General features: G+C 72.3%; 22 protein-coding genes. 11 read left to right on the top strand and 11 right to left on the bottom strand.

Annotated elements, in window-relative coordinates:
- Window positions 1–6 precede the first annotated feature (6 nt).
- Genes ACFXAE_RS07415 through ACFXAE_RS07380 form a run of 8 tightly spaced genes read right to left on the bottom strand, consistent with a single transcriptional unit; the run spans window position 7 to window position 7,052 of the window.
- The gene (locus ACFXAE_RS07415) at window positions 7–2,004 is read right to left on the bottom strand and encodes an NADH-quinone oxidoreductase subunit L (protein ID WP_384709437.1); all 1,998 of its coding nucleotides are present in this window, start codon (window positions 2,002–2,004) and stop codon (window positions 7–9) included.
- Window positions 2,001–2,408, bottom strand: a complete 408-nt coding sequence (nuoK, locus tag ACFXAE_RS07410) for an NADH-quinone oxidoreductase subunit NuoK (protein WP_384709434.1) — start codon at window positions 2,406–2,408, stop codon at window positions 2,001–2,003. Before nuoK ends, ACFXAE_RS07415 begins: the two co-directional genes overlap by 4 nt.
- Window positions 2,408–3,040, bottom strand: coding sequence for an NADH-quinone oxidoreductase subunit J (locus tag ACFXAE_RS07405; protein WP_384709431.1), 633 nt, complete (start codon window positions 3,038–3,040; stop codon window positions 2,408–2,410). Before ACFXAE_RS07405 ends, nuoK begins: the two co-directional genes overlap by 1 nt.
- On the bottom strand, window positions 3,037–3,612 hold the full coding sequence (locus ACFXAE_RS07400) for a NuoI/complex I 23 kDa subunit family protein (protein WP_384709428.1): 576 nt from the start codon (window positions 3,610–3,612) through the stop codon (window positions 3,037–3,039). The genes ACFXAE_RS07405 and ACFXAE_RS07400 overlap by 4 nt, the downstream gene beginning before the upstream one ends.
- A 2-nt stretch (window positions 3,613–3,614) precedes the next feature.
- Window positions 3,615–4,583, bottom strand: a complete 969-nt coding sequence (locus tag ACFXAE_RS07395) for an NADH-quinone oxidoreductase subunit H (RefSeq protein ID WP_384709425.1) — start codon at window positions 4,581–4,583, stop codon at window positions 3,615–3,617.
- Complete coding sequence (locus tag ACFXAE_RS07390; protein ID WP_384709422.1) at window positions 4,580–6,058, bottom strand: NADH-quinone oxidoreductase subunit C; 1,479 nt, start codon at window positions 6,056–6,058, stop codon at window positions 4,580–4,582. The genes ACFXAE_RS07395 and ACFXAE_RS07390 overlap by 4 nt, the downstream gene beginning before the upstream one ends.
- Window positions 6,055–6,669, bottom strand: a complete 615-nt coding sequence (locus ACFXAE_RS07385) for an NADH-quinone oxidoreductase subunit B (RefSeq protein WP_384709419.1) — start codon at window positions 6,667–6,669, stop codon at window positions 6,055–6,057. The genes ACFXAE_RS07390 and ACFXAE_RS07385 overlap by 4 nt, the downstream gene beginning before the upstream one ends.
- Window positions 6,660–7,052 (bottom strand): NADH-quinone oxidoreductase subunit A, encoded by a 393-nt coding sequence (locus ACFXAE_RS07380; protein WP_030860845.1) that lies wholly within the window; start codon window positions 7,050–7,052, stop codon window positions 6,660–6,662. The genes ACFXAE_RS07385 and ACFXAE_RS07380 overlap by 10 nt, the downstream gene beginning before the upstream one ends.
- Before the next feature lie 232 nt (window positions 7,053–7,284).
- Between ACFXAE_RS07380 and ACFXAE_RS07375 the strand changes: the two genes are divergently transcribed.
- The 5 genes from ACFXAE_RS07375 (at window position 7,285) to ACFXAE_RS07355 (ending at window position 13,991) form a co-directional block, all read left to right on the top strand.
- Window positions 7,285–8,556, top strand: coding sequence for a sensor histidine kinase (locus ACFXAE_RS07375; RefSeq protein ID WP_384709414.1), 1,272 nt, complete (start codon window positions 7,285–7,287; stop codon window positions 8,554–8,556).
- A 108-nt stretch (window positions 8,557–8,664) separates the two neighbouring features.
- Window positions 8,665–10,029: a sensor histidine kinase gene (locus tag ACFXAE_RS07370; RefSeq protein WP_384709411.1), complete on the top strand. Its 1,365-nt coding sequence runs from the start codon at window positions 8,665–8,667 to the stop codon at window positions 10,027–10,029.
- Window positions 10,030–10,216: 187 nt separating this feature from the next.
- Window positions 10,217–10,888 carry a response regulator gene (locus tag ACFXAE_RS07365; RefSeq protein ID WP_384709408.1) on the top strand — a complete coding sequence of 224 codons (672 nt, stop codon included), beginning with the start codon at window positions 10,217–10,219 and terminating at the stop codon, window positions 10,886–10,888.
- Window positions 10,889–11,020: 132 nt separating this feature from the next.
- Window positions 11,021–12,949: a 2-oxoacid:acceptor oxidoreductase subunit alpha gene (locus ACFXAE_RS07360; protein ID WP_384709404.1), complete on the top strand. Its 1,929-nt coding sequence runs from the start codon at window positions 11,021–11,023 to the stop codon at window positions 12,947–12,949.
- Window positions 12,942–13,991 (top strand): 2-oxoacid:ferredoxin oxidoreductase subunit beta, encoded by a 1,050-nt coding sequence (locus tag ACFXAE_RS07355; RefSeq protein ID WP_384709401.1) that lies wholly within the window; start codon window positions 12,942–12,944, stop codon window positions 13,989–13,991. Before ACFXAE_RS07360 ends, ACFXAE_RS07355 begins: the two co-directional genes overlap by 8 nt.
- Window positions 13,992–14,024: 33 nt before the next feature.
- On the opposite strand, the gene ACFXAE_RS07350 is transcribed toward ACFXAE_RS07355, so the two are convergent.
- Window positions 14,025–14,405, bottom strand: coding sequence for a winged helix-turn-helix transcriptional regulator (locus ACFXAE_RS07350; protein WP_384709398.1), 381 nt, complete (start codon window positions 14,403–14,405; stop codon window positions 14,025–14,027).
- 99 nt (window positions 14,406–14,504) lie between these two features.
- Here ACFXAE_RS07350 and ACFXAE_RS07345 point away from each other — a divergent pair, with 99 nt between their 5' ends.
- From ACFXAE_RS07345 to ACFXAE_RS07335, 3 genes are all read left to right on the top strand, one after another.
- Complete coding sequence (locus tag ACFXAE_RS07345) at window positions 14,505–15,359, top strand: SDR family oxidoreductase (RefSeq protein ID WP_384709395.1); 855 nt, start codon at window positions 14,505–14,507, stop codon at window positions 15,357–15,359.
- Window positions 15,360–15,520: 161 nt separating this feature from the next.
- A complete protein-coding gene (rarD, locus tag ACFXAE_RS07340) occupies window positions 15,521–16,531 on the top strand; it encodes an EamA family transporter RarD (RefSeq protein ID WP_384709392.1) in 1,011 nt (336 codons plus the stop codon).
- Window positions 16,532–16,570: 39 nt separating this feature from the next.
- The gene (locus ACFXAE_RS07335) at window positions 16,571–17,044 is read left to right on the top strand and encodes a VOC family protein (RefSeq protein ID WP_384709389.1); all 474 of its coding nucleotides are present in this window, start codon (window positions 16,571–16,573) and stop codon (window positions 17,042–17,044) included.
- A 28-nt stretch (window positions 17,045–17,072) separates the two neighbouring features.
- Here the strand turns inward: ACFXAE_RS07335 and ACFXAE_RS07330 are convergent, their stop codons facing one another.
- Entirely contained in the window at window positions 17,073–18,314 is a 1,242-nt protein-coding gene (locus ACFXAE_RS07330; protein ID WP_384709386.1) for a tetratricopeptide repeat protein, read from the bottom strand.
- Between the two features lie 180 nt (window positions 18,315–18,494).
- On the opposite strand from ACFXAE_RS07330, the gene ACFXAE_RS07325 reads away from it, so the two are divergent.
- The 3 genes from ACFXAE_RS07325 to ACFXAE_RS07315 all read left to right on the top strand — a co-directional run bounded on the left by ACFXAE_RS07325 (window position 18,495) and on the right by ACFXAE_RS07315 (window position 20,856).
- On the top strand, window positions 18,495–18,992 hold the full coding sequence (locus tag ACFXAE_RS07325) for a hypothetical protein (RefSeq protein WP_384709383.1): 498 nt from the start codon (window positions 18,495–18,497) through the stop codon (window positions 18,990–18,992).
- Between the two features lie 56 nt (window positions 18,993–19,048).
- Window positions 19,049–20,161, top strand: coding sequence for an amidase (locus ACFXAE_RS07320; RefSeq protein ID WP_384709380.1), 1,113 nt, complete (start codon window positions 19,049–19,051; stop codon window positions 20,159–20,161).
- Between the two features lie 110 nt (window positions 20,162–20,271).
- Window positions 20,272–20,856 carry a flavodoxin family protein gene (locus tag ACFXAE_RS07315; RefSeq protein ID WP_384709606.1) on the top strand — a complete coding sequence of 195 codons (585 nt, stop codon included), beginning with the start codon at window positions 20,272–20,274 and terminating at the stop codon, window positions 20,854–20,856.
- 13 nt (window positions 20,857–20,869) lie between these two features.
- Here ACFXAE_RS07315 and ACFXAE_RS07310 read toward each other — a convergent pair whose 3' ends face one another.
- Window positions 20,870–21,460 (bottom strand): hypothetical protein, encoded by a 591-nt coding sequence (locus ACFXAE_RS07310; RefSeq protein ID WP_384709377.1) that lies wholly within the window; start codon window positions 21,458–21,460, stop codon window positions 20,870–20,872.
- Window positions 21,461–21,495: the final 35 nt, after the last annotated feature.

Raw genomic sequence — 21,495 nt, 5'->3', positions numbered from 1 at the left:
GCCTGCTCACGCTCCCGTGGCGACGAGGACGGCGGCGACCGCGAGGACGACGGTGCCGGCGAGCAGCGCGCTCACATAGGTCTGCAGATTGCCCGTCTGGGCCCGTCGTACGGCGGCGCCGAGCCAGCGGGGCAGCGTGCCCGCGCCGCGTACGTAGGTCTCGACGACCTCGCGGTCGAGGAACCGGACGAGGCTCGCGCCGGCACGGACCGGGCGGACGAAGAGGGCCGAGTACACGGCGTCCAGGTGGAAGCCGGCGGCCGCGGGGCGGTGCAGCGGGCCGAGCAGCAGCCGCCCGGGGTCCGACGGGTCGGGTGCGTACGCGATGTCTCCGTAGGCCGGTTCGTGGGTGGCGATGGCCTCCGCCTCGACCAGCCCGGCGTCGCCCTCGGGATGGGCGGCGACGGCACCGAGGGGGACGCGGGCGGCCGCGTGCGCGGTGGTGTGCCGCCAGGTGGCGTAGGTGATGATGCCGCCGACCAGGGCCACGCCCGTGCCGAGCACGGAGGTGGTGAGCGTCGGGGTCAGGTCGTGGCCGTCGAACCAGTCGGGCAGCACGCGGAAGGCGAAACCGCCGAGCGCGAGGGACGGTACGGCGAGCACCCACAGCACCACGGTCATGGTCAGTGGCTGCCTGCCGTGGTCGGGCGCTTCGGTTCCGTGCCCGCGGAAGGCCAGCAGCCACAGGCGCATCGCGTACGCCGCGGTGAGCAGGGCGGTGAGCAGACCGGCGAGGAGGACGATCCAGCCCGCCGCGGCGGGGGCGTGTTCGGTGTGGCCGGTGACGACGTGTTCGGCGGCCCCGAGGACGGCCTCCTTGGAGAAGAAGCCGCTGAACGGCGGGATCGCGGCGAGCGCGAGGAGCGCCACGGTCATCGTCCAGTAGGCGTCGGGGACCCGGTCGCGCAGGTGGCCCATGCGGGACATGGCGGCCAGCGAGTTGGTGCCGGCGGCGTGGATGATCACGCCGGCCGCGAGGAACAGCAGCGCCTTGAAGGCGCCGTGGGACAGGAGGTGGAAGACGGCGGCGCCGCGGTCGGCGACGGCGAGGGCGCCGGTCAGGTAGCCGAGCTGGCCGATCGTCGAGTAGGCGAGGACGCGTTTGATGTCGTCCTGGGCGAGGGCGGCGAGCGCCGAGCCGGCCATGGTCACGGCGGCCATGACGGCGAGGACGGTCATCGCGGCCTGCGAGGCCTCGAAGAGCGGGAGGAGACGGGCGACGAAGTAGACACCGGCGGCGACCATGGTCGCGGCGTGGATCAGCGCGGAGACGGGGGTCGGGCCCGCCATCGCGTCGGGGAGCCAGGTGTGCAGCGGGAACTGCGCCGACTTGCCGGCCACGCCCGCCAGGAGCAGCAGGGCGATCAGCGTGGGGTGTTCGATGCCGCCGCTCGCGACGGCGCCGAGGATGCGGGTGATGCGGAAGGACCCGGCTTCGGTGGCCAGGGCGAACAGGCCGATGAGGAAGGGGACGTCGCCGAGCTTGGTGACCAGGAAGGCCTTGAGGGAGGCGGCGCGGGCCTCGGGGGTCTCCCAGTAGTGGCCGACGAGGAAGTAGGAGCAGATGCCCATGACTTCCCAGCCGACCAGCAGCACCATCAGGTCGCCGGAGTAGACGACCAGGAGCATCGCGGAGGTGAACAGGGAGACGAGGGCGGCGTAGGAGGGGTAGCGCGGGTCGTCGCGCAGGTAGCCCGTCGAGTAGATCTGCACGCAGGTGGCGACGACGGTGACCAGGACCGCGGTCAGCGCGGCGAAGCCGTCGATGTGCAGGGCGAGTTCGATGGGGACCGAGCCGGTGGGGGTGAGTTCGGTGGCGGCGTCGACGGGCTGGTCTCCGCCCTGGCGCCAGGCGACCGTGACGGCCAGTGCGAGGGAGGCGAGCGTCGGCAGGACGGCGAGCGGGCGGACGAAGCCGGGGGCCGTGCGGCCCAGGAGCAGCCCGGCGAGCGCGCCGAGGAACGGAAGGAGGGGGACGAGGACGGCGAGGGTGGTCGTGGTCACGCGGTGGCCTCGGCCTTCTCGCCGGCCGTCCGGGGTGCGGGGGCTTCGCGGCCGGTGGCGTCGCTGTCCGGGCCGTCGGGCTCGTGACCCTCGGCGGTGTCGCGGAGCTTGTCGATGTCCGAGGTGCCGCGGTTGCGGTACACGGCGAGGACGATCGCCAGACCGATGCCGATCTCGGCGGCGGCGATGGCGATGGTGAACAGGGTGAGGGCCTGGCCGGAGTGCAGGGTGTCCTCGGCGGTCCGGCTGAGCCAGACGTCGAAGGCGACCAGGTTCAGGTTGACGGCGTTGAGCATCAGCTCGACCGACATCAGCACCAGGATCGCGTTGCGGCGGGCGAGGACGCCGTACAGGCCGGTGCAGAAGAGGAGGGCGGACAGAACGGCGGGATAGGCGAGGTGCATCAGCGGGCCCCTTCCGTGTCGCGCCGGGTGTCCGTCGCGCCGGACGCGGCGTCGGCCTTCGCCTTGCGGGACAGGACGATCGCGCCGACGAGGGCGGCGAGGAGGAGGACGGAGAGGGCCTCGAAGGGGAGGACCCAGTGCTGGAAGAGACTCGCGCCGGTGACGTCCGTGGAGCCGGCGGGGGCGCCGTCCAGGTCGATCCAGGTGGTACGGAAGGCGTCGACGACGACCCAGACCAGGGCCGCCGCGGCGGCGCCGGCCACGGTGAGGGCGACCCAGCGGTTGCCGGAGTCCGCGTCCGGTGAGCGGCCGATGGGGGCCCTGGTGAGCATGAGCCCGAACAGGAGGAGGACGACCACGGAACCGACGTAGATGAGGACCTGCACCCAGGCGATGAACTCGGCGGTGAGCAGGAGGTATTCGACGGCCAGGCCGCCGAGGGCCACCACCAGCCACAGGGCGGCGTGCACCAGCTGCCGGGTGGTGACGGTGATGACGGCGGCCCCGAAGGTGACCAGGCCGACGAGGAGGAAGGCGATCTCCACGCCGGTCGGGGAGAGGAAGCCGTGCGTTCCGGGGGCGGTGGTGGTCGTGGCGTGCGCGGCCGTTCCTGCGGCTGCGGCGAGGATCACGACTCCTCCTCCTGCGGTTCGGCCTGGGCGGCGGCGAGTTTGTCGGCGGTCTTGCGGGCGGCGGCGAGTTCCTTCGGTTCCTCGGCGCCGGGGTCGAGGGCGGGCGGGGCCGGGACGGTCCACATCCACTCGCGGAGCTTGTCGCGCTCGTGGGTGAGGTCGTGGATGTCGGTCTCGGCGTACTCGAACTCCGGGGACCAGAACAGGGCGTCGAAGGGACAGACCTCGATGCAGATACCGCAGTACATGCACAGGGAGAAGTCGATGGCGAAGCGGTCGAGGACGTTACGGCTGCGTTCACGGCCGCCGGGGGTCGCCGCCGGGACCGTCTCCTTGTGGGAGTCGATGTAGATGCACCAGTCCGGGCACTCGCGGGCGCACAGCATGCAGACCGTGCAGTTCTCCTCGAACAGGCCGATCACACCGCGGGTGCGGGGCGGGAGGTCGGGCTGGGTGTCCGGGTACGGGGCGGTGACGGACTTCTTCGTCATCGTCCGCAGGGTGACGGCCAGGCCCTTGGCCAGGCCGGAGCCGGGGATGCGGGGCCGGGTGGGCGGGAGAGGCTCAGCCATGGTTACCGGATCACCACCTTGACGATGCCGGTGAGGGCGATCTGGGCGAGGGACAGGGGGACGAGGAGGGTCCAGGAGAGCTTCTGGAGCTGGTCCTCGCGCAGCCGGGGGTAGGTGACGCGGAGCCAGATGACGACGAAGGCGAGGACCGCGGTCTTCAGCAGGGTCCAGACCCAGCCGAGTCCGTCGGCGCCCCAGGGGCCGTGCCAGCCGCCCAGGAACAGGACGGTGGTCAGGCCGCACAGGACGACGATCCCGGCGTACTCGGCGAGGAGGAAGAGGGCGAAGCGCAGGCCGGTGTACTCGGTGTACGCGCCGAAGATGATCTCCGAGTCGGCGACCGGCATGTCGAAGGGCGGGCGCTGGAGCTCGGCGAGGCCGGCGACGAAGAAGACGAGTGCGCCGGTGATCTGCCAGGGCAGCCACCACCACTCGAACGCGTCGAGGATGCCGACGAGGGAGACCGTGCCGGCCGCCATCGCCACCGAGGCGGCGGTGAGCAGCATCGGGAGTTCGTACGCGAGGAGCTGGGCGGCGGTGCGCAGGCCGCCGAGGAGGGAGAACTTGTTGGCGGAGGCCCAGCCGGCCATGAGCGAGCCGAGGACGCCGACGCCCATGACGGCGAGGACGAAGAACACGCCCGCGTCGATCACCTGGCCGACCGCGCCCTCGCCCGGGCCGATCGGGACGGCGAGCAGGACGAGGAGGTACGGCAGGAGGGCGACGGCGGGAGCGAGCTGGAAGATACGTCGGTCCGCGCCGGCCGGGACCACGTCCTCCTTCTGCGCGAACTTCACGCCGTCGGCGATGAGCTGGGCCCAGCCGTGGAAGCCGCCGGCGTACATCGGGCCGAGGCGGCCCTGCATGTGGGCCATCACCTTGTGCTCGGTCTGGCCCACGATCAGGGGGAAGGTGAGGAAGACGACGAACACGACCAGGAGTCGCAGGGCGACGTCGAGCACGTCGTTCACCGCGGGCCTCCTGAGGGGTCTTCGGGGGTGGGAGTCTCGGGGTTGTTCTCGGCCTGCGGGCCGGTCTCGGCGTCGGGGCCGGACTCCGGGCCGGACTCCGGGCCGGACTCAGAGCCGGACTCCGGGCCGGACTCAGAGCCGGACTCCGGGCCGGACTCCGGGCCGGACTCGGGCGTGGCGTTGGGACCGGCGTCCGTGTCGGGTCCGGGGGCAGACTCCCGGACCGGTCCGGGTTCCGGCCGAGCGTCCTCGGACTCCGCACCGGATCCGGCAGGAGCCCCGGCCCCTCCGACCGGACCGGCATCGGGCCCGGGAGCCGTCGCCGCCTCCCCGGCAGGACCGGCGCCGGCATCGGCTTCCGTGCCGTCCTCCGCCTCGGGGCGGGCGAAGGCCGGGCGGGCGTGGTGCCAGGGGGCGTCCGAGCTGCGGGACGGCGCGGCGGGAGAACTGCGCTCCGGTCGGCCCTCGGTGGGCGCGGGTGTGAGCTCGTCGCCCGCCGCTGCGGGTTCGTCGGACGACGCCGTCGCTTCCGACGCGGTGCGCCGGCTCGCCGACCCCTCGGACGCGGTGCGCGCCCGGCGCGGGCCGTCGGTGCCGGAACGCTGCGACGCCGACCCCTCGCTCGCACTCCGCGCCCGTCGCGCGGGGGGAGCGGCGGACTCGGGGCGCGCCTCCGCCGCCTGGCTCGCGGAGCCCTGCGCCGCCGCACGCGTGCGGCGCGGCGGGGTCGTGGGCCGGTCGGAGGACTCCGGGGTGGCCGCCTGGCTCGCGGACCCCTCCGCCGCCGTGCGGGTTCGGCGTGGGCTGTCGGGGGCCGGGCGGTCTCCTGCCGCTCGTCCCGCGCCGGCCGCCGTCCTGCCCGCGCCTCGGGCCGGGCGGGCCGGGGCCGGGGGGAGTTGGCCCTTGAGGGGACCCCATTCGTTCGGGTCGGGGACGCCGGGGGGAAGCATCTGGCGGCGCTTGGGGCCGCCGTGTGCCGCACCCGCCGCAGGCTCCCCGGGTTCCTTGGCGCCGGGCCAGGCCTTGGCGACCCGGGCCGCGAGGACGAAGTCCTTGCGCAGGGGATGCCCCTCGAAACCGTCCGGCAGGAGCAGGTGGTCCAGGCCCGGGTGGCCCGCGAAGTCGACGCCGAACATCTCGTGCGTCTCGCGTTCGTGCCACGCGGCACCCGCGTAGACGTCCACGGCGGAGGGCAGCGTGGGGGCCTCGTGCGGCACCGTGGTGCGCAGCAGCAGGCGCCGTACCGGGGCCAGGGCGGCGACGTGCGCCGTGACGCGGAACCCGGTGCCGGGTTCGTCGACCGCGCTCAGCCAGTCGAAGAAGGTGCAGCCGACGCGGTCGCGCGCGGCCTCCAGCGCGGTGATCCAGGAGGCGGGCGGTACGTCGACGGTCAGGACGCCGTACGACTCCTCCGCCGTGGCCTCCGTACCGAACAGTTCCTCGGCGTCGGCGGGGAGCCAGCCGACCGCGGTCATCGGCCCTCCCCCTCACCGGACGGCGCCGGCGGCCGGACCAGCCCGCTCTGCAGCGCCGCCGCGGACGGCCGTGCGCCGCCGCCGGATCCGTACCGCTCCCCCAGCGACTCCCGTGCGATCTTCTCCTGGAGCTTCAGGATCCCCTGGAGCAGCGCCTCGGGCCGGGGCGGGCAGCCGGGGACGTAGACGTCGACCGGAATGATCTGGTCCACACCCTTGGTGACGGAGTAGGAGTCCCAGTACGGGCCGCCGCAGTTGCTGCACGCGCCGAAGGAGATGACGTACTTGGGCTCGGGCATCTGCTCGTACAGGCGCTTCACCGCGGGCGCCATCTTGTCCGTGACCGTGCCGGAGACGACCATCAGGTCGGCCTGGCGCGGCCCCGGCGCGAAGGGGATGACGCCGAGGCGGATGAAGTCGTGGCGGGCCATCGACGCGGCGATGAACTCGATCGCGCAGCAGGCGAGGCCGAAGTTGAAGACCCACAGCGAGTAGCGGCGGCCCCAGTTGAGGACCACCTTCATCGGCTCGGGAGCCAGCCGGGCGAGCGCGCCGAGCCTCTTCGGTTCCGGAAGCAGGACGGGCTCGGGGGCGGCAGGGTTCACGTCCATGTCAGGACGCCCTTCTTGTATGCGTACAGCAGACCCACGGCGAGGAAGCCGAGGAAGATGAACATCTCCACGAGGGTGGTCGCGCCGTAGCCGTCGGCGGCGAAGACGGTCGCCCAGGGGAAGAGGAAGATCGAGTCGACGGCGAAGATCACGTAGAGGAAGGCGTAGACGTAGTAGCGGACCTGGGTGTGGGCCCAGCCCTCGCCGACGGGATCGACTCCGCACTCGTAGGTCAGGAGCTTCTCGGGCGTGGGAACCACCGGCCGCAGCAGGCGTCCCGCTCCGAAGGCGACGGCGACGAACAGCAGGCCGACGACGGCGAGCAGTCCGACGACCGAGTAGGACTGGAAGTAGTCCGCCGCGACGACGGTCGTTTCCCGCACGTCCGCCCCTCACTCCCTTGATCGGCGCCCTGGCCCATGCCTGTGCCGTGCCCTTGATCCGTGCCGGTGAACGTCACGGTCCGACGATCTGTACGCACGGGAGTCTAGGCCCTCATAAATGCACCGTAAGCAGCCTGTCACCACTCGGCATGCGGGGGGTGGGGTTTTCCTCAGTGCATCCTGGCGGTCCACCTCATGGCGCCGGCCCCCGGCTCCGGGCACGCTTGTGCCCATGACCGAACCATTCCCGAGTCCGGGCACGCCCGTGACGGCAGTCCCGGAACCGGCCGAGCACGGCGACCGCCCGCCACCGGCCCGTTTCGCGTACGACGCGCACACCTGGAGGGAGATCGCCCACCTCCTGGCGAACCTGCCGGTTGCACTGGTCGGCTTCGTCTACACGGTGACCATGCTGTTCACCGGTGTCGGGCTGACCGTCACGGTGGTCGGGTTCCCTCTGCTCGCGCTCGGGCTGATGGGTGCCCGGCTGCTGGGCAGGATGGAGCGGGCGCGGGCGAGAAAGCTGCTCGGGGTGCGGGTGGAGGAGCCGAGCCGGCTGCCGGTGCGCGGTTCCGGCGGGTTCTGGCCGCAGCTGTGGATGGCGGTCAAGGACCCGGTGGGTTGGCGGACCGTCCTGTACGAGCTGATACGGCTGCCGTGGGGCATCGTCACCTTCGTCGTCACGCTGACCGGTCTGTTCGTGCTGTGGCCGGTGCTGCCGTTCGTGGTGCGGGGCCTGGCCAACGCCGACCGGGCGATGGTGCGCGGCCTGCTGTCGCCCTCCGACGAACTGGAGCGGCGCATAGCCGAGCTGGAGTCGGACCGCGGGGTCGTGGTGGACGCGGCGGCGGCGGACCTGCGGCGCATCGAGCGCGATCTGCACGACGGGGCGCAGGCCCGGCTGGTGGCCCTGGCCATGGGGCTGGGTCTGGCCAAGGAGAAGCTGCTGGAGGATCCCGACGCCGCGGCGTCGATGGTCGAGGAGGCGCACGGCGAGGTGAAGCTGGCGTTGCAGGAGCTGAGGGATCTCGCACGGGGCATCCATCCCGCGGTCCTGACCGACCGGGGCCTGGACGCCGCGCTGTCCTCGGTCGCCTCGCGCTGCACGGTGCCGGTGAAGGTGACGGTCGACCTGGACGAGCGGCCGGCCGCCGCCATCGAGGGCATCGCCTACTTCACCGTCTCGGAGCTGCTGCAGAACGTCAGCAAGCACAGCCGGGCCCGGTCGGCCGCGGTGGACGTGTGGCAGTCGGAGGGCCGGCTGCTCATACAGGTGGGGGACGACGGGCGCGGGGGCGCGAGCCTGGACGGCGGGACGGGTATGCGGGGTCTCGCCGACCGGCTGGGCGCGGTGGACGGTCTGTTCGTCGTGGAGTCGCCGGAGGGCGGTCCGACGACGGTGACGGCCGAACTGCCGTGGCGGGACCGTTCCGGTGTCCTGGCCGAGGACACCGGCAGGGCCAGGAGGGCGTCCGAGGAAGTGCCCGTCCGCGGCCGGAGGTAGGGAAAACCCCCGCCCAAGACTGCGACGGACTCCATGGTCCGCCGACCTGCGGCGGAGGAGCCTGGAGGTACGACAGCACAGCCCCGGACGAAGAGAAGGACGAAGCCGATGGCCACGGAGTACGGACAGGGCTACGGGCTCCCCGCGGAGCCCGGACATCCCGGGCACGCCGAGGGACGGCGGCACCGGCTGCCGGCCGCGCTGCGGGCGCCGGTCGAGGGACGCACCTGGCGCGAGCTGGGATATGTGCTGCTGAGTCTGCCGATCAGCATTCTGCTGTTCACCTACGCGGTCACGATGGTGTCGCTGGGGGCGGGCCTGCTGGTGACGTTCCTCGGCGTCCCGGTGCTGGCGGCGGCGCTCGCCGGCTGCCGTGGGTTCGGGGCGGTGGAGCGAGCGCGGGCACGAGGGCTGCTGGGTCTGGAGGTGGCCGAGCCGGAGCCGCTGCGGATGAGGCGGCAGGGGTTCATGGCGTGGACCGGGGCCGTGCTCAAGAGCGGCGCCTCCTGGCGGGCCCTGCTGTACGCGGTGCTGCAGCTGCCGTGGGCGGTGCTCTCCTTCTGCGTCAGCGTGACCGTCTGGTCGGTGGGCTGGTCGCTGCTGACCTATCCGCTGTGGTTCTGGGTCTTCCCGGCGTACACCGGGCAGGACGGCATACAGCTGTACGGGGACGAGCACCACCAGATCCATCTGGACAACTCGTTCGAGATCGCGGTGACCGCGGGAGTGGGTCTGCTGTTCACCCTCGCCACGCCGTGGATCGTGCGGGCGCTGACGATGGTGGACCGGGTGATGGTGCACGGGTTGCTCGGACCGTCGCGGCTGGCCACGCGGGTGGTGGAGCTGGAGTCGGACCGCGGGGTCGTGGTGGACACGGCGGCGGCGGACCTGCGGCGCATCGAGCGCGATCTGCACGACGGGGCGCAGGCCCGGCTGGTGGCCCTGGCCATGGATCTGGGGCTGGCGAAGGAGAAGCTGCGGGAGGATCCGCAGGTCGCGGCGCAGATGGTGGACGAGGCGCACGGCGAGGTGAAGACGGCGCTGCAGGAGTTGCGTGACCTGGCCCGCGGCATCCATCCGGCGGTGCTGACCGACCGGGGGCTGGACGCGGCGCTGTCGGCGGTGGCCTCGCGGTGCACGGTGCCGGTGCAGGTGGAGGTGGACCTGACGGAGCGGCCCGCGCCGGCCATCGAGGGCATCGCCTACTTCACGGTCTCGGAGCTGCTGCAGAACATCAGCAAGCATTCGCGGGCGACCTGGGCGGCCGTGGAGGTGTGGCGAACGGAGAACCGGCTGATGCTCCAGGTCGTGGACAACGGCGTGGGCGGCGCCGATGTGTCCGAGGGTTCCGGACTGGCCGGTCTGGCGGAGCGGCTTGACGCGGTGGACGGGATCCTGGTGGTGGACTCCCCGGTCGGCGGCCCGACGCGGGTGACCGCCGAGCTGCCGTGGCGGGCGCAGCGGGCAGGATGAGGGCGGTCCGGCTTCGCTGACGGAACCGGTGGACGGGTGCGGGCCACGGCCTCGTACCCGCCCGCCGCGACGACACCCCCCATCACGTTGCTCTGCCGCATCCCCCACCGGATGCTGGGATGCTGGATCCGACGACCGGGCCCGCCATGGGGGCGGGACCGGATCAGGGGCATGGGGGCCGAGGAACGTGGAGAACAGGGTGCGGGTGGTCATCGCCGAGGATTCGGTGCTGCTGCGGGAGGGCCTGACCCGGCTGCTGACCGACCGTGGGCACGAGGTCGTGGCCGGTGTCGGTGACGGTGAAGCGCTGATCAAGACCATCACCGAGCTGGACGGGGAGAACCTCCTCCCGGACGTCGTGGTGGCCGACGTACGGATGCCGCCGACGCACACGGACGAGGGGGTACGGGCCGCGGTGCAGCTGCGCAGGACGCATCCGGGCATCGGTGTGCTGGTGCTGTCGCAGTACGTGGAGGAGCGCTACGCCACGGAGTTGCTCGCCGGTTCCAGCCGTGGCGTCGGTTATCTGCTCAAGGACCGGGTGGCCGAGGTCCGCGAGTTCGTGGACGCGGTGGTGCGCGTGGCCCGGGGCGGCACGGCTCTGGATCCCGAGGTGGTCGCGCAGTTGCTGGGGCGCAGCCGCAAGCAGGACGTGCTCGCGGGACTCACCCCGCGTGAGCGGGAGGTCCTGGGGCTGATGGCGGAGGGCCGGACGAACTCGGCGATCGCCGGGCAGCTGGTGGTCAGCGACGGCGCCGTGGAGAAGCACGTCAGCAATATTTTCCTGAAGCTGGGGCTGTCCCCGAGCGGCGGTGATCACCGCCGGGTACTGGCCGTTCTCACCTACCTCAATTCCTGAGCGAGGACGTCTCGAAGTCGTGTCCACCATGCGAATGACCCGAGGAAGGCGACCCTTACGGACGTAGGGTTTATGCGGGGAAGGCCTACGGGAAGGCCGTCCCGGACAGCCGCCTCGAGGAGGTCCAGTTCAGTGACCAGTCAGGTCAGCAGTCCAGCGGAGCAAGCCGACGGAGCAGTCGTAGGGGAGCAGCGCAGAGCGGCGGGTGCGAAGGACGTCCGCCGGCTCGACCGAGTGATCATCAGGTTCGCGGGGGACTCGGGTGACGGTATGCAGCTCACCGGTGACCGTTTCACCTCGGAGACCGCGTCGTTCGGCAACGACCTCTCCACGCTGCCGAACTTCCCGGCCGAGATCCGCGCGCCCGCCGGCACCCTGCCCGGTGTGTCGTCCTTCCAGCTCCATTTCGCCGACCACGACATCCTCACCCCCGGCGACGCGCCGAACGTGCTGGTGGCGATGAACCCGGCCGCGCTGAAGGCCAACATCGGGGACCTGCCGCGCGGCGCGGAGATCATCGTCAACACGGACGAGTTCACCAAGCGGGCGATGCAGAAGGTCGGCTACGACAGCAGCCCGCTGGAGGACGGCTCTCTGGACGGCTACAGCCTGCACCCGGTGCCGCTGACCACGCTGACCGTGGAGGCGCTCAAGGAGTTCGACCTCACCCGCAAGGAGGCCGAGCGCAGCAAGAACATGTTCGCCCTCGGGCTGCTGAGCTGGATGTACCACCGGCCCACCGAGGGCACGGAGAAGTTCCTGCGGTCGAAGTTCGCCAGGAAGCCCGACATCGCGGCGGCCAATATCGCGGCCTACCGGGCGGGCTGGAACTTCGGCGAGACGACGGAGGACTTCGCGGTCTCCTACGAGGTGGCCCCGGCGGCGAAGGCGTTCCCGCCCGGCGTCTACCGCAACATCTCCGGGAACCTGGCCCTGTCCTACGGACTGATCGCCGCGTCCCGCCAGGCGGATCTGCCGCTCTACCTCGGCTCCTACCCGATCACCCCCGCCTCGGACATCCTGCACGAGCTGAGCCGGCACAAGAACTTCGGCGTGCGGACCTTCCAGGCCGAGGACGAGATCGCCGGCATCGGTGCGGCACTGGGGGCGGCCTTCGGCGGCTCGCTGGCGGTCACCACCACCTCCGGTCCCGGTGTGGCCCTGAAGTCCGAGACCATCGGCCTGGCGGTGTCGCTGGAGCTGCCGCTGCTGATCGTGGACATCCAGCGCGGCGGCCCGTCCACCGGCCTGCCGACCAAGACCGAGCAGGCGGACCTGCTCCAGGCCCTGTACGGCCGCAACGGCGAGGCGCCGGTCCCGGTGGTCGCGCCCCGCACCCCGGCCGACTGCTTCGACGCCGCCCTGGAGGCGGCCCGCATCGCCCTGGCCTACCGCACGCCGGTGTTCCTCCTCTCCGACGGCTACCTCGCCAACGGCAGCGAGCCCTGGCGCGTCCCGGACCTCCAGGAGTTGCCGGACCTGACCGTGCGGTTCGCGCGGGGACCGAACCACGCGCTGGACGACGGCACCGAGGTGTTCTGGCCGTACAAGCGGGATCCACAGACCCTGGCCCGGCCCTGGGCCGTCCCCGGCACCCCGGGTCTCGAGCACCGCATCGGCGGCATCGAGAAGCAGGACGGCACGGGCAACATCTCCTACGACCCCGCCAACCACGACTTCATGGTCCGCACCCGGCAGGCGAAGATCGACGGCATCGACGTACCCGACATCGAGGTCGACGACCCGGACCGAGCGAAGGCCCTGGTGCTGGGCTGGGGGTCGACCTACGGGCCGATCACGGCCGCCGTGCGCCGTATCCGCAAGGAGGGCGGCCGGATCGCGCAGGCCCATCTGCGCCACCTCAACCCCTTCCCGCACAACCTCGGCACGGTCCTGGAGAGGTACGACAAGGTGGTGGTCCCCGAGATGAACCTCGGGCAGCTCGCCACGCTCATCCGGGCGAAGTACCTGGTCGACGCCCACTCGTACAACCAGGTCAACGGCATGCCGTTCAAGGCGGAGCAGCTCGCCACGGTCCTCAAGGAGGCCATCGATGACTGAAGCACTGAAGCTGGTGCCCAAGGCCGAGGGCCGGCAGTCCATGAAGGACTTCAAGTCCGACCAGGAAGTGCGCTGGTGCCCCGGCTGCGGCGACTACGCCGTCCTGGCCGCCGTCCAGGGCTTCATGCCCCAGCTCGGCCTGGCGAAGGAGAACATCGTCTTCGTCTCCGGCATCGGCTGCTCCTCCCGCTTCCCGTACTACATGAACACCTACGGGATGCACTCCATCCACGGCCGCGCCCCCGCCATCGCCACCGGCCTGGCCACCTCCCGCCGCGACCTGTCCGTCTGGGTCGTCACCGGTGACGGCGACGCCCTCTCCATCGGCGGCAACCACCTCATCCACGCCCTGCGCCGCAACGTCAACCTCAAGATCCTGCTCTTCAACAACCGGATCTACGGCCTGACCAAGGGCCAGTACAGCCCGACCTCCGAGGTCGGCAAGATCACCAAGTCGACCCCGATGGGATCGCTGGACGCGCCGTTCAACCCGGTGTCCCTGGCCATCGGTGCCGAGGCGTCCTTCGTCGCCCGCACCGTCGACTCCGACCGCAAGCACCTCACCGAGGTCCTGCGGCAGGCCGCCGACCACCCCGGTACCGCCCTGGTGGAGATCTACCAGAACTGCAACATCTTCAACGACGGCGCCTTCGAGGTCCTCAAGGACCGCCGGCAGGCCGAGGAGGCCGTCATCCGCCTGGAGCACGGCGCGCCGATCCGCTTCGGCGCGGAGGGTTCCAAGGGCGTCGTGCGCGACCCGGCCACCGGTGACCTGAAGGTGGTCACGGTGACGGCCGACAACGAGGCCGACATCCTCGTCCACGATGCCCACGCCGCGTCCCCCACCACGGCGTTCGCGCTGTCCCGGCTCGCGGACCCCAGCACCCTGCACAACACCCCGATCGGCGTCTTCCGCTCCGTCGACCGGCCCGTCTACGACACCCTCATGGCCGAGCAGCTCGACACCGCCGTCGAACAGCAGGGCAAGGGCGACCTCGCCTCCCTGCTCACCGGCGGCGACACCTGGACGGTCGTGGGCTGAACCCCGCCGACGGCTCGAACGAGGCCCGGTGCGCTACGGCGCCCGGGTCTCGTCGTACGCCTGGCGGGCGGCGAGGACGTCGGCCATGCGCTTCTCGGTCCACAGCGCCAGGTCGCGCACCTGCTCGGCCGCCTCGCGGCCCAGGCCGGTGAGGGAGTAGTCGACGCGGGGCGGGATGACCGGCTTGGCGTCGCGGTGGACCATGCCGTCGCGCTCCAGGGTCTGGAGGGTCTGGGTGAGCATCTTCTCGCTGACCCTGCCGATCGCCCGGCGCAGTTCGCTGAAGCGGTACGGGCGCTCCAGCAGCTGGATCAGCACGAGCACGCCCCAGCGACTCGTCACATGCTCCAGGACCAGCCGGTGCGGGCACATCGCCTCGCCGTCGTTCCACCGGACACCATCACTTACCGCCATGCCAGTACCTTACTTCAAAGTGGGTACTTTCCATTAGTTAGCGTAACTCCTAGGGTGAGTGGCACACCCGCACACGCATCCCCACAGGAGTTCTGCATCATGAGCATCGTCGTCACCGGCGCCACCGGACACCTCGGCCGTCACGTCGTGGAACAGCTGCTGGAGAAGGTTCCGGCCGAGCAGGTCACCGCCGTCGTCCGCAGCGCGGAGAAGGCGGCGGACCTCGCCGGACGCGGGGTGCGGATCGCGGTCGCCGACTACAACGCCCCCGAGACCTTCGACGGCCTGTTCGCGGCCGGCGACAAGGTCCTGCTGGTCTCCGGCAACGAGTTCGACAAGGGCCGGGTGGGTCAGCACCGGGTCGTCATCGACGCCGCGAAGGCCGCGGGCGTCGCCCTGCTCGCGTACACCAGCGCCCCCGGCCCCCTGACCACCGCACTCGCCGACGACCACCGCGGCACCGAGGAGGCGCTGCTGGGCTCGGGCGTCCCGTACGTGCTGCTGCGCAACGGCTGGTACCACGAGAACTACACCGAGAACCTCGCCCCGGTGCTCGCCCACGACGCGGTGGTCGCCGCCGCCGGTCAGGGCCGGATCTCCTCCGCCTCGCGGGCCGACTACGCGGCCGCCGCCGTCGCCGTACTGACCGGCGAGGGGCACGAGAACAAGACGTACGAGCTGGGCGGCGACGAGGCGTGGAGCTTCACCGAGTACGCGGCGGAGCTGAGCCGGCAGACCGGCAGGGAGATCGTCTACAACCCGGTCACGCCCGAGGCGCTCACCGGCATCCTGGCCGGTGCCGGGGTGCCCGAGCCGATGGCCGCCGTGCTGGCGGGCGTGGACGTCTCGATCGAGAAGGGGGAGCTGGTCGTCGACAGCGGCGATCTGTCCCGGCTGGCCGGCCGTCCGACCACCCCGCTCGCCGAGGCCGTCGCCGCCGCCCTCAAGGGCTGACCCGAAGGTCCACCCGGCCCTCACCCCCGCCGGTCATGACCGTATGCCGGTACGGACATGACACGCGGGGGTGTCCGGCGTTACCGTCGTCCGGCGAGCACCGCGCGCGTGCGCGGGCATCGCCGAGGACAGGGCACGCGTCGGACACGAAGGAGGGGCCCGTGACCGGGAAGCCGGCCGCAGAGCGGCGCACAGGACTGCTGAACGGCTTCGCCGCGTACGGGATGTGGGGGCTCGTCCCCCTGTTCTGGCCCCTGCTCAAGCCCGCCGGGGCCGTGGAGATCCTGGCCCACCGGATGGTCTGGTCACTGCTCTTCGTCGCGGCCGCCCTGCTCTTCATACGCCGCTGGGCCTGGCTCGGCGAGCTGCTGCGGCAGCCGCGCAAGCTGGCGCTGATCACGGTCGCCGCGGCGGTCATCACCGTCAACTGGGGCGTCTACATCTGGTCCGTGAACTCCGGGCACGTCGTCGAGGCCTCCCTCGGCTACTTCATCAACCCGCTGGTCACGATCGCGATGGGCGTGCTGCTGCTGAAGGAGCGCCTGCGGCCCGCGCAGTGGGCGGCGGTCGGGGTGGGCGCCGCGGCGGTGCTCGTCCTCACCGTCGGTTACGGCCAGCCGCCGTGGATCTCGCTCTGCCTCGCCTTCTCCTTCGCCACGTACGGGCTGGTGAAGAAGAAGGTCAACCTCGGCGGCGTCGAGTCGCTGGCCGCCGAGACCGCGATCCAGTTCCTGCCCGCGCTCGGCTACCTGCTGTGGCTGAGCGGCCGGGGCGATTCCACGTTCGCCGCCGAAGGGGCCGGGCACGCCGCGCTGCTCGCCGCGACCGGGATCGTCACCGCACTCCCCCTGGTCTGCTTCGGCGCCGCCGCGATCCGCGTACCGCTGTCCACGCTGGGGCTGCTGCAGTACCTGGCGCCGGTCTTCCAGTTCCTGCTCGGCATCCTCTACTTCAAGGAGGCCATGCCGCCCGAGCGCTGGGCCGGTTTCGCGCTGGTGTGGCTGGCGCTCACCCTCCTCACCTGGGACGCGCTGCGCACCGCCCGCCGGGGTGCCCGTGCGCCGGCCGGGAAGACCGGCGTGACCGGGGCCAGCGTGCCGGCCGCCGGCACGGTGAGCACCGGGAGCGTGCCCGCCGCGGCCGAGGCGGGCCGGCTGGAGGCCAGGCCGTAGAGCCGGGCGTTGTCGGAGCCGCGTCCTATAACTGGTCGTATGACGCAGACACCGACACCGGCCACCCCCGTGCACTGGAAGGTCGTCATCGACGCGGCCGCCCCGCACGCGCAGGCCGACTTCTGGGCCGCCGCCCTGCGCTACGTGGTCGAGGACAACAGCGCGCTCATCGAAAAACTGCTGGGTGCGGGCGCCGTCCCGGCCGAGCTGACCGTCGAGTCCCACGGCCGCCGGGCCTGGCGCGACCTGGCGGCGGTACGGCACCCCGACGACCCGTACGAGGAGGAGAGCGGCACCGGCCGTGGACGGCGGCTGCTGTTCCAGCGCGTGCCGGAGGAGAAGACGGTCAAGAACCGGCTCCATCTCGATCTGCATCCCGGTGCGGGGCGCCGCGAGGAGGAGCTCGCCCGGCTGGAGGAGCTCGGCGCGCGCGTGCTGCGGCGGGTGAAGGAGCCTTCCGGAGGGTGGCTGGTGATGACCGATCCGGAAGGCAATGAATTCTGCCTGCACTAGGGAAAACCCCTGGGTGCGGCGGGACCGCTCAGGTCTGCCGCGTGCGGGCGCGGGAGGTCAGCCGGCCCATGCGGGCGCGGGCGGACTCCAGTTCCTCGATCTCGTCGGCGGCGGGGCCGTCCTCGGCGGTGAGCTCGGTCCACAGGGCGATCAGCTCGTGCCCGAGTTCCAGTCCGAGCAGCGGGTCACGCACCGCGCGCCATGCGGTCGCCGCGCTGCGGACGTTGCCGTAGGCGGCCTCCGCGTCCCCCGCGCGGCGGCAGATCACGGCGAGGTCGAGGGAGATGCGGAAGGCGCGCAGCGGCTCACCGGCCAGGTAGGCGATGTAGGCGGCGAGTTCGCGCAGCCGCAGCAGTTCCGGGTGCTCCGGCCCCAGTGTTCCCGAGGCCTCCGCCACGGTCTCCTCGGCCAGCCGGGCCGCCGCGTCGATCCTGCCCGCCCGGACGGCGTCGTTGACCCGGGCCATGGGTTCGGCGAGGTGGCCCGCGCCGGCGGCGAGGGGTTCGTCCCCGAGCACCGCCTCCGCCACGGCGTCGAAACCCCGGGGCGGGGTGGGCTTGGGGCAGGGGTCGAGTACGGGCTCGAGCTCGAGCTCGGGGGATGGTGCGGTTTCGTGTGTCCGGGACCGGTCCGTCCCGAAGTAGGGACGCGGCCTCGCGTCCATGGCCGGGGGCGGGCCGAACTCGCCCCTCGGAGGTGCGACCGTACCGGGCGGCGTGATCTCCGCCGACTCGGGCACGGCGCGCAGCCGGAACGTCGGTACGGCGTCCCGGGGAGTCTCCGGCTCGGGGACGGGGCACAGTTCGAAGGTGGGGGTGGTGTCCCGTACGGGAGCCGGTCCGGACTTCCCTTCCGGCGTCGGCGCCGGTGCCGGCTCGGGGACGGGGTGCAGGAGGTGCGTCGGCCGCTCCGTATCGGGCTCCCGCACCGGCTCCCGGCCCTGCGCCGGTGCCGTCGGGGCGGGCTGCGCCGTGAAGTGGCTGGAGCCGTCCGGGTCGACCTGGAGCGGAATGACATAGCCGAGGCGCTCGTCGTGCACGGTGGCGAGGACGGCGTGACCGGAGGCGATGGCGATGCGGTGGAGGCGGTTCAGCACCGCCCGCTGGATCTCCTCGCCGGGCCCCGCGATCACCGTCACCCCGCCGACCGACGCCCGGCCCGCATCCGCCCCGCCGACCGGGACACGGACGTCGATCGGCGCTGCCGCAAGGTTCGCCGCATGGGCGGCCTGCTGCTGTTCCCGCTTCTTCTCGCGGCTGAGTCGAGACATCGTTCCCTCATTCGGGTCGTACACCTACCGTCGAGTCTGTCCGCTCGCCCGCGCTTCTCACGTCACCGCGTTGTCACAGGCTCGTCCCAACGGCCGTCCGCGCCGGTTTCCCGTCCGTCCGGCGGCATGAAGACCGAGGTGGAGAGCAGGAGAATCGAGGCGGCGGACAGGAGAGGGGACATGGGACAAGGACCGGAGATCTGGATCCGGGGGCCGGTGGCGGTGCCGGAGGCTGCCCCGCCGGAGCCCGCCCCCGCGCGGGCGACGGCCCGCCGCTTCTCCTGGGTCGGTCTGCACGGCGGCGCGGGCGTCTCCACGCTCGCCGCGGTCTACGGCGGTCACGACAGCGGACGCGCCTGGCCCGGCCCCGCCGATCCGCGGTCGGTGCTGCTCGTCGCCCGGACCCATGCGGCCGGCCTGGACGCCGTGGTCCCGGCGGTGGACACGGTCCGGCGCGGCGAGGCGCCGCAGGGACTACTCGGCCTGGAGGCCGTGGTCCTGGTGGCGGACGCGCCGGGACGGCTGCCGCGTCCCCTCGCCCACCGGCTCCGGATCGTCGAATCGGTGATCGACGTGTACCGCGTGCCCTGGGTGAACGAGTGGCGCCTGGGGGACCTGAGCGGCCGGCCGCCCCGCGGGACGGAGCCGCTGGCCCGCCTGACGGGCGCGATGCGCTGAGCAGCCGGGAGTACGGCCCTCATGCGTCCGCCTCGGTCGAGGAGATCGCGTCCGCCGTGGGCGGGACGCGGCTGCGGGCCGTGGAGGTGGTCGCGGAGGCGCTGGAGCGGATCGAGCGGGCCGATCCGGTGCTGTGCGCGTTCCTCGAGGTGTGGGGCGAGGAGGCGCTGCGGCGGGCGGACGAGGTGGACGCGCGGGTCGCCGCCGGGGAGCGGCTGCCGCTGGCCGGGGTGCCGGTCGCGGTCAAGGGGCGGCACGGGCTGCGTGCCGCGGGTCCGCTGCTCGCGGCCGGTGGTGTCGCCGTGGGAGCCACGTCGGTGCCCGGTCCGGGAACGCCCTGGCAGACCTGGGGACTCGGGGCGCACGGCCGTACCGTCAACCCGTGGCGGGCGGACCGTACGCCGGGCGGTTCCTCGGCCGGGGCGGCGGTGTCGGTGGCGGCCGGGCTGGTGCCCCTGGCGACGGGCAGTGACGGCGCGGGGTCGGTGCGGATCCCGGCGGCGTGGTGCGGGGTCGTCGGGCTGAAGGTCACGGGCGGCCGGCTCCCCTCGGCCGACCGTACGGGCCTGGCGACGCCCGGGGTCCTCACCCGTACGGCCTCGGACGCGGCGGCCTGGTGGCGGGTGGTGTCGGGGCGGCTCACCGCTGACGAGGCCCCGGCCCCCCTTCCCGTCTCCGCCTGCTGGTCCCCCGGCCTCGGCTTCGCCGGCCCCGACGCGGAACCCGTCGCCCTGGCCCGGGCGGCGGTCGACCGGCTGGCCGACGCCGGTGTCGTACGGCTCGTACGGCCCTCGTCGCCGCCGGAGCTCCTCGACCCCGCCCCGGCATGGCTGGCCCTGCGCACCCCCGGCGCCGACCCCGCCGACGCCCACCGTGTCCGGGCGGAGAACGACCGGCGCCTGGACGCCTTCTTCGCCCGTGCCGACCTGCTGCTCACCCCCACGACGCCCACCGCACCGCACGGCCACGAGGGCCCCGGCGAGGTCTACTCGACCGCGCTCACCTGGGCGTTCAACGTCAGCGGGCACCCCGCGCTGAGCCTCCCGGCCGGGTTCGGCGCCGACGGCTGCCCGGCGGGGCTCCAACTGGTCGCGCCGCGTGGGCGGGAGGATCTGCTGCTCGCGGTGGCGCGGGAGGCGGAACGGCGCGGAGCGGCCCCCACCCACTGAGCGACCGGCCCCCCTGCGCTCGGAGCCACGCCACCCTTTTGACACGTAGATGCACATGCATATGATGCAGGTGCCTGTAATTGACGTACGCCGAGCATCTGGGGATGATCATGGCCCGTCGTTTCCTCTTCGTCCTGGGCAGCGCCCGCCCCGATGGAAACACCGAACTGCTGGCCCGCCGTGCCGCCGAACAGCTGCCCCCGGACGTGGAGCAGCAGTGGATCGACCTCGCCGCCCACCCGCTGCCCGACTTCGAGGACCTGCGCCACGACAGCGACCACGTCCGCCCCACGGAGGGCAACGTGGCCCTGCTGCTTGACGCCACCCTCGCGGCGACGGACCTGGTGATCGCCTCGCCGCTGTACTGGTACGCGGTGTCCGCGCAGACCAAGCGCTACCTGGACCACTGGTCCGGCTGGCTGCGCACCCCCGGTCTGGACTTCAAGGCGGCCATGGCGGGACGGACCCTCTGGGGCGTCACCGCGCTCGCGCACGAGGAGCCGGAGGTCGCCGACCCGCTGGTGGGCACGCTGAACAACTCGGCCGCGTACCTGGGGATGCGCTTCGGCGGGGTGCTGCTCGGCAACGGCAGCAAGCCGGGCGACGTGCTGAAGGACACGGAGGCGCTGGCGCGGGCCAAGACGTTCTTCGCGCGGGAGGCGCCCCTCGCCCGCTTCCCGTACGAGGCCGGCTGAGACCGGCGCCGCCTCACCAGCCGAGCTGGGCTTCGCCCAGGACCTCGCTGCCTATGTGGGCGGCGAGTTCCTGGGCGAGGGGCAGGTCTCCCCACTTGGTCACATGGACGAAGACGGTGTGCTCCTCCGTCCAGTCGCCCCACTGGGCTTCGTCACCGTGGAACAAGACCTGGATCCCGTCGTACTTCGAGGGCCAATCCACCTCCGCGTCCGAGTCGTCCGGCCAGCGCCCGTGCCACTCGATGGAGGCCATGCCGTCGCCCAGCGCGGCCAGGATCCCGGCCTCGACGCGCTCCCGCTCGACGTCCTCCGAAAAGGTCAGCGGCAGGTGTTCCGCCAGTGCCGCGTCGTCCAGTGCCGTCACGTCGAGGTCGAACCGGAGATAGTCACCCGTCGCCGGATCGGTCCGGTTCTCCGAGTAGTCGAAGGGCAGTCCGGGAGCGATCGCGGCGATCTCCCGCACCTCACGGACCGTGGCCGGCTCGGCGAACAGCCACACCTTGTCCTCAATGTTTCTCAGCAGCGCACACAACCGCCTGGCCTGCCGATACGCCTCGGCCGCGTCGGTGGTCCGCAGGACGGGGTACGCCTTCGAGTTGCCCATGGCCCGAACCGTCACACGCCCCGTCCCGCCCCCGC

Source organism: Streptomyces sp. NPDC059454 (genome assembly GCF_042749965.1).
Lineage (GTDB): Bacteria > Actinomycetota > Actinomycetes > Streptomycetales > Streptomycetaceae > Streptomyces.
This window is presented reverse-complemented; position numbering and strand designations above follow the sequence as displayed.

Bases quoted from the DNA above. Each gene is read 5' to 3' on its own strand.
- nuoK (WP_384709434.1), bottom strand. From the start codon at position 2,408: ATGCACCTCGCCTATCCCGCCGTTCTGTCCGCCCTCCTCTTCTGCACC.
- ACFXAE_RS07400 (WP_384709428.1), bottom strand. From the start codon at position 3,612: ATGGCTGAGCCTCTCCCGCCCACCCGGCCCCGCATCCCCGGCTCCGGC.
- ACFXAE_RS07390 (WP_384709422.1), bottom strand. From the start codon at position 6,058: ATGACCGCGGTCGGCTGGCTCCCCGCCGACGCCGAGGAACTGTTCGGT.
- ACFXAE_RS07385 (WP_384709419.1), bottom strand. From the start codon at position 6,669: ATGGACGTGAACCCTGCCGCCCCCGAGCCCGTCCTGCTTCCGGAACCG.
- ACFXAE_RS07375 (WP_384709414.1), top strand. From the start codon at position 7,285: ATGACCGAACCATTCCCGAGTCCGGGCACGCCCGTGACGGCAGTCCCG.
- ACFXAE_RS07370 (WP_384709411.1), top strand. From the start codon at position 8,665: ATGGCCACGGAGTACGGACAGGGCTACGGGCTCCCCGCGGAGCCCGGA.
- ACFXAE_RS07355 (WP_384709401.1), top strand. From the start codon at position 12,942: ATGACTGAAGCACTGAAGCTGGTGCCCAAGGCCGAGGGCCGGCAGTCC.
- ACFXAE_RS07350 (WP_384709398.1), bottom strand. From the start codon at position 14,405: ATGGCGGTAAGTGATGGTGTCCGGTGGAACGACGGCGAGGCGATGTGC.
- ACFXAE_RS07345 (WP_384709395.1), top strand. From the start codon at position 14,505: ATGAGCATCGTCGTCACCGGCGCCACCGGACACCTCGGCCGTCACGTC.
- ACFXAE_RS07335 (WP_384709389.1), top strand. From the start codon at position 16,571: ATGACGCAGACACCGACACCGGCCACCCCCGTGCACTGGAAGGTCGTC.
- ACFXAE_RS07330 (WP_384709386.1), bottom strand. From the start codon at position 18,314: ATGTCTCGACTCAGCCGCGAGAAGAAGCGGGAACAGCAGCAGGCCGCC.
- ACFXAE_RS07325 (WP_384709383.1), top strand. From the start codon at position 18,495: ATGGGACAAGGACCGGAGATCTGGATCCGGGGGCCGGTGGCGGTGCCG.
- ACFXAE_RS07315 (WP_384709606.1), top strand. From the start codon at position 20,272: ATGGCCCGTCGTTTCCTCTTCGTCCTGGGCAGCGCCCGCCCCGATGGA.
- ACFXAE_RS07310 (WP_384709377.1), bottom strand. From the start codon at position 21,460: ATGGGCAACTCGAAGGCGTACCCCGTCCTGCGGACCACCGACGCGGCC.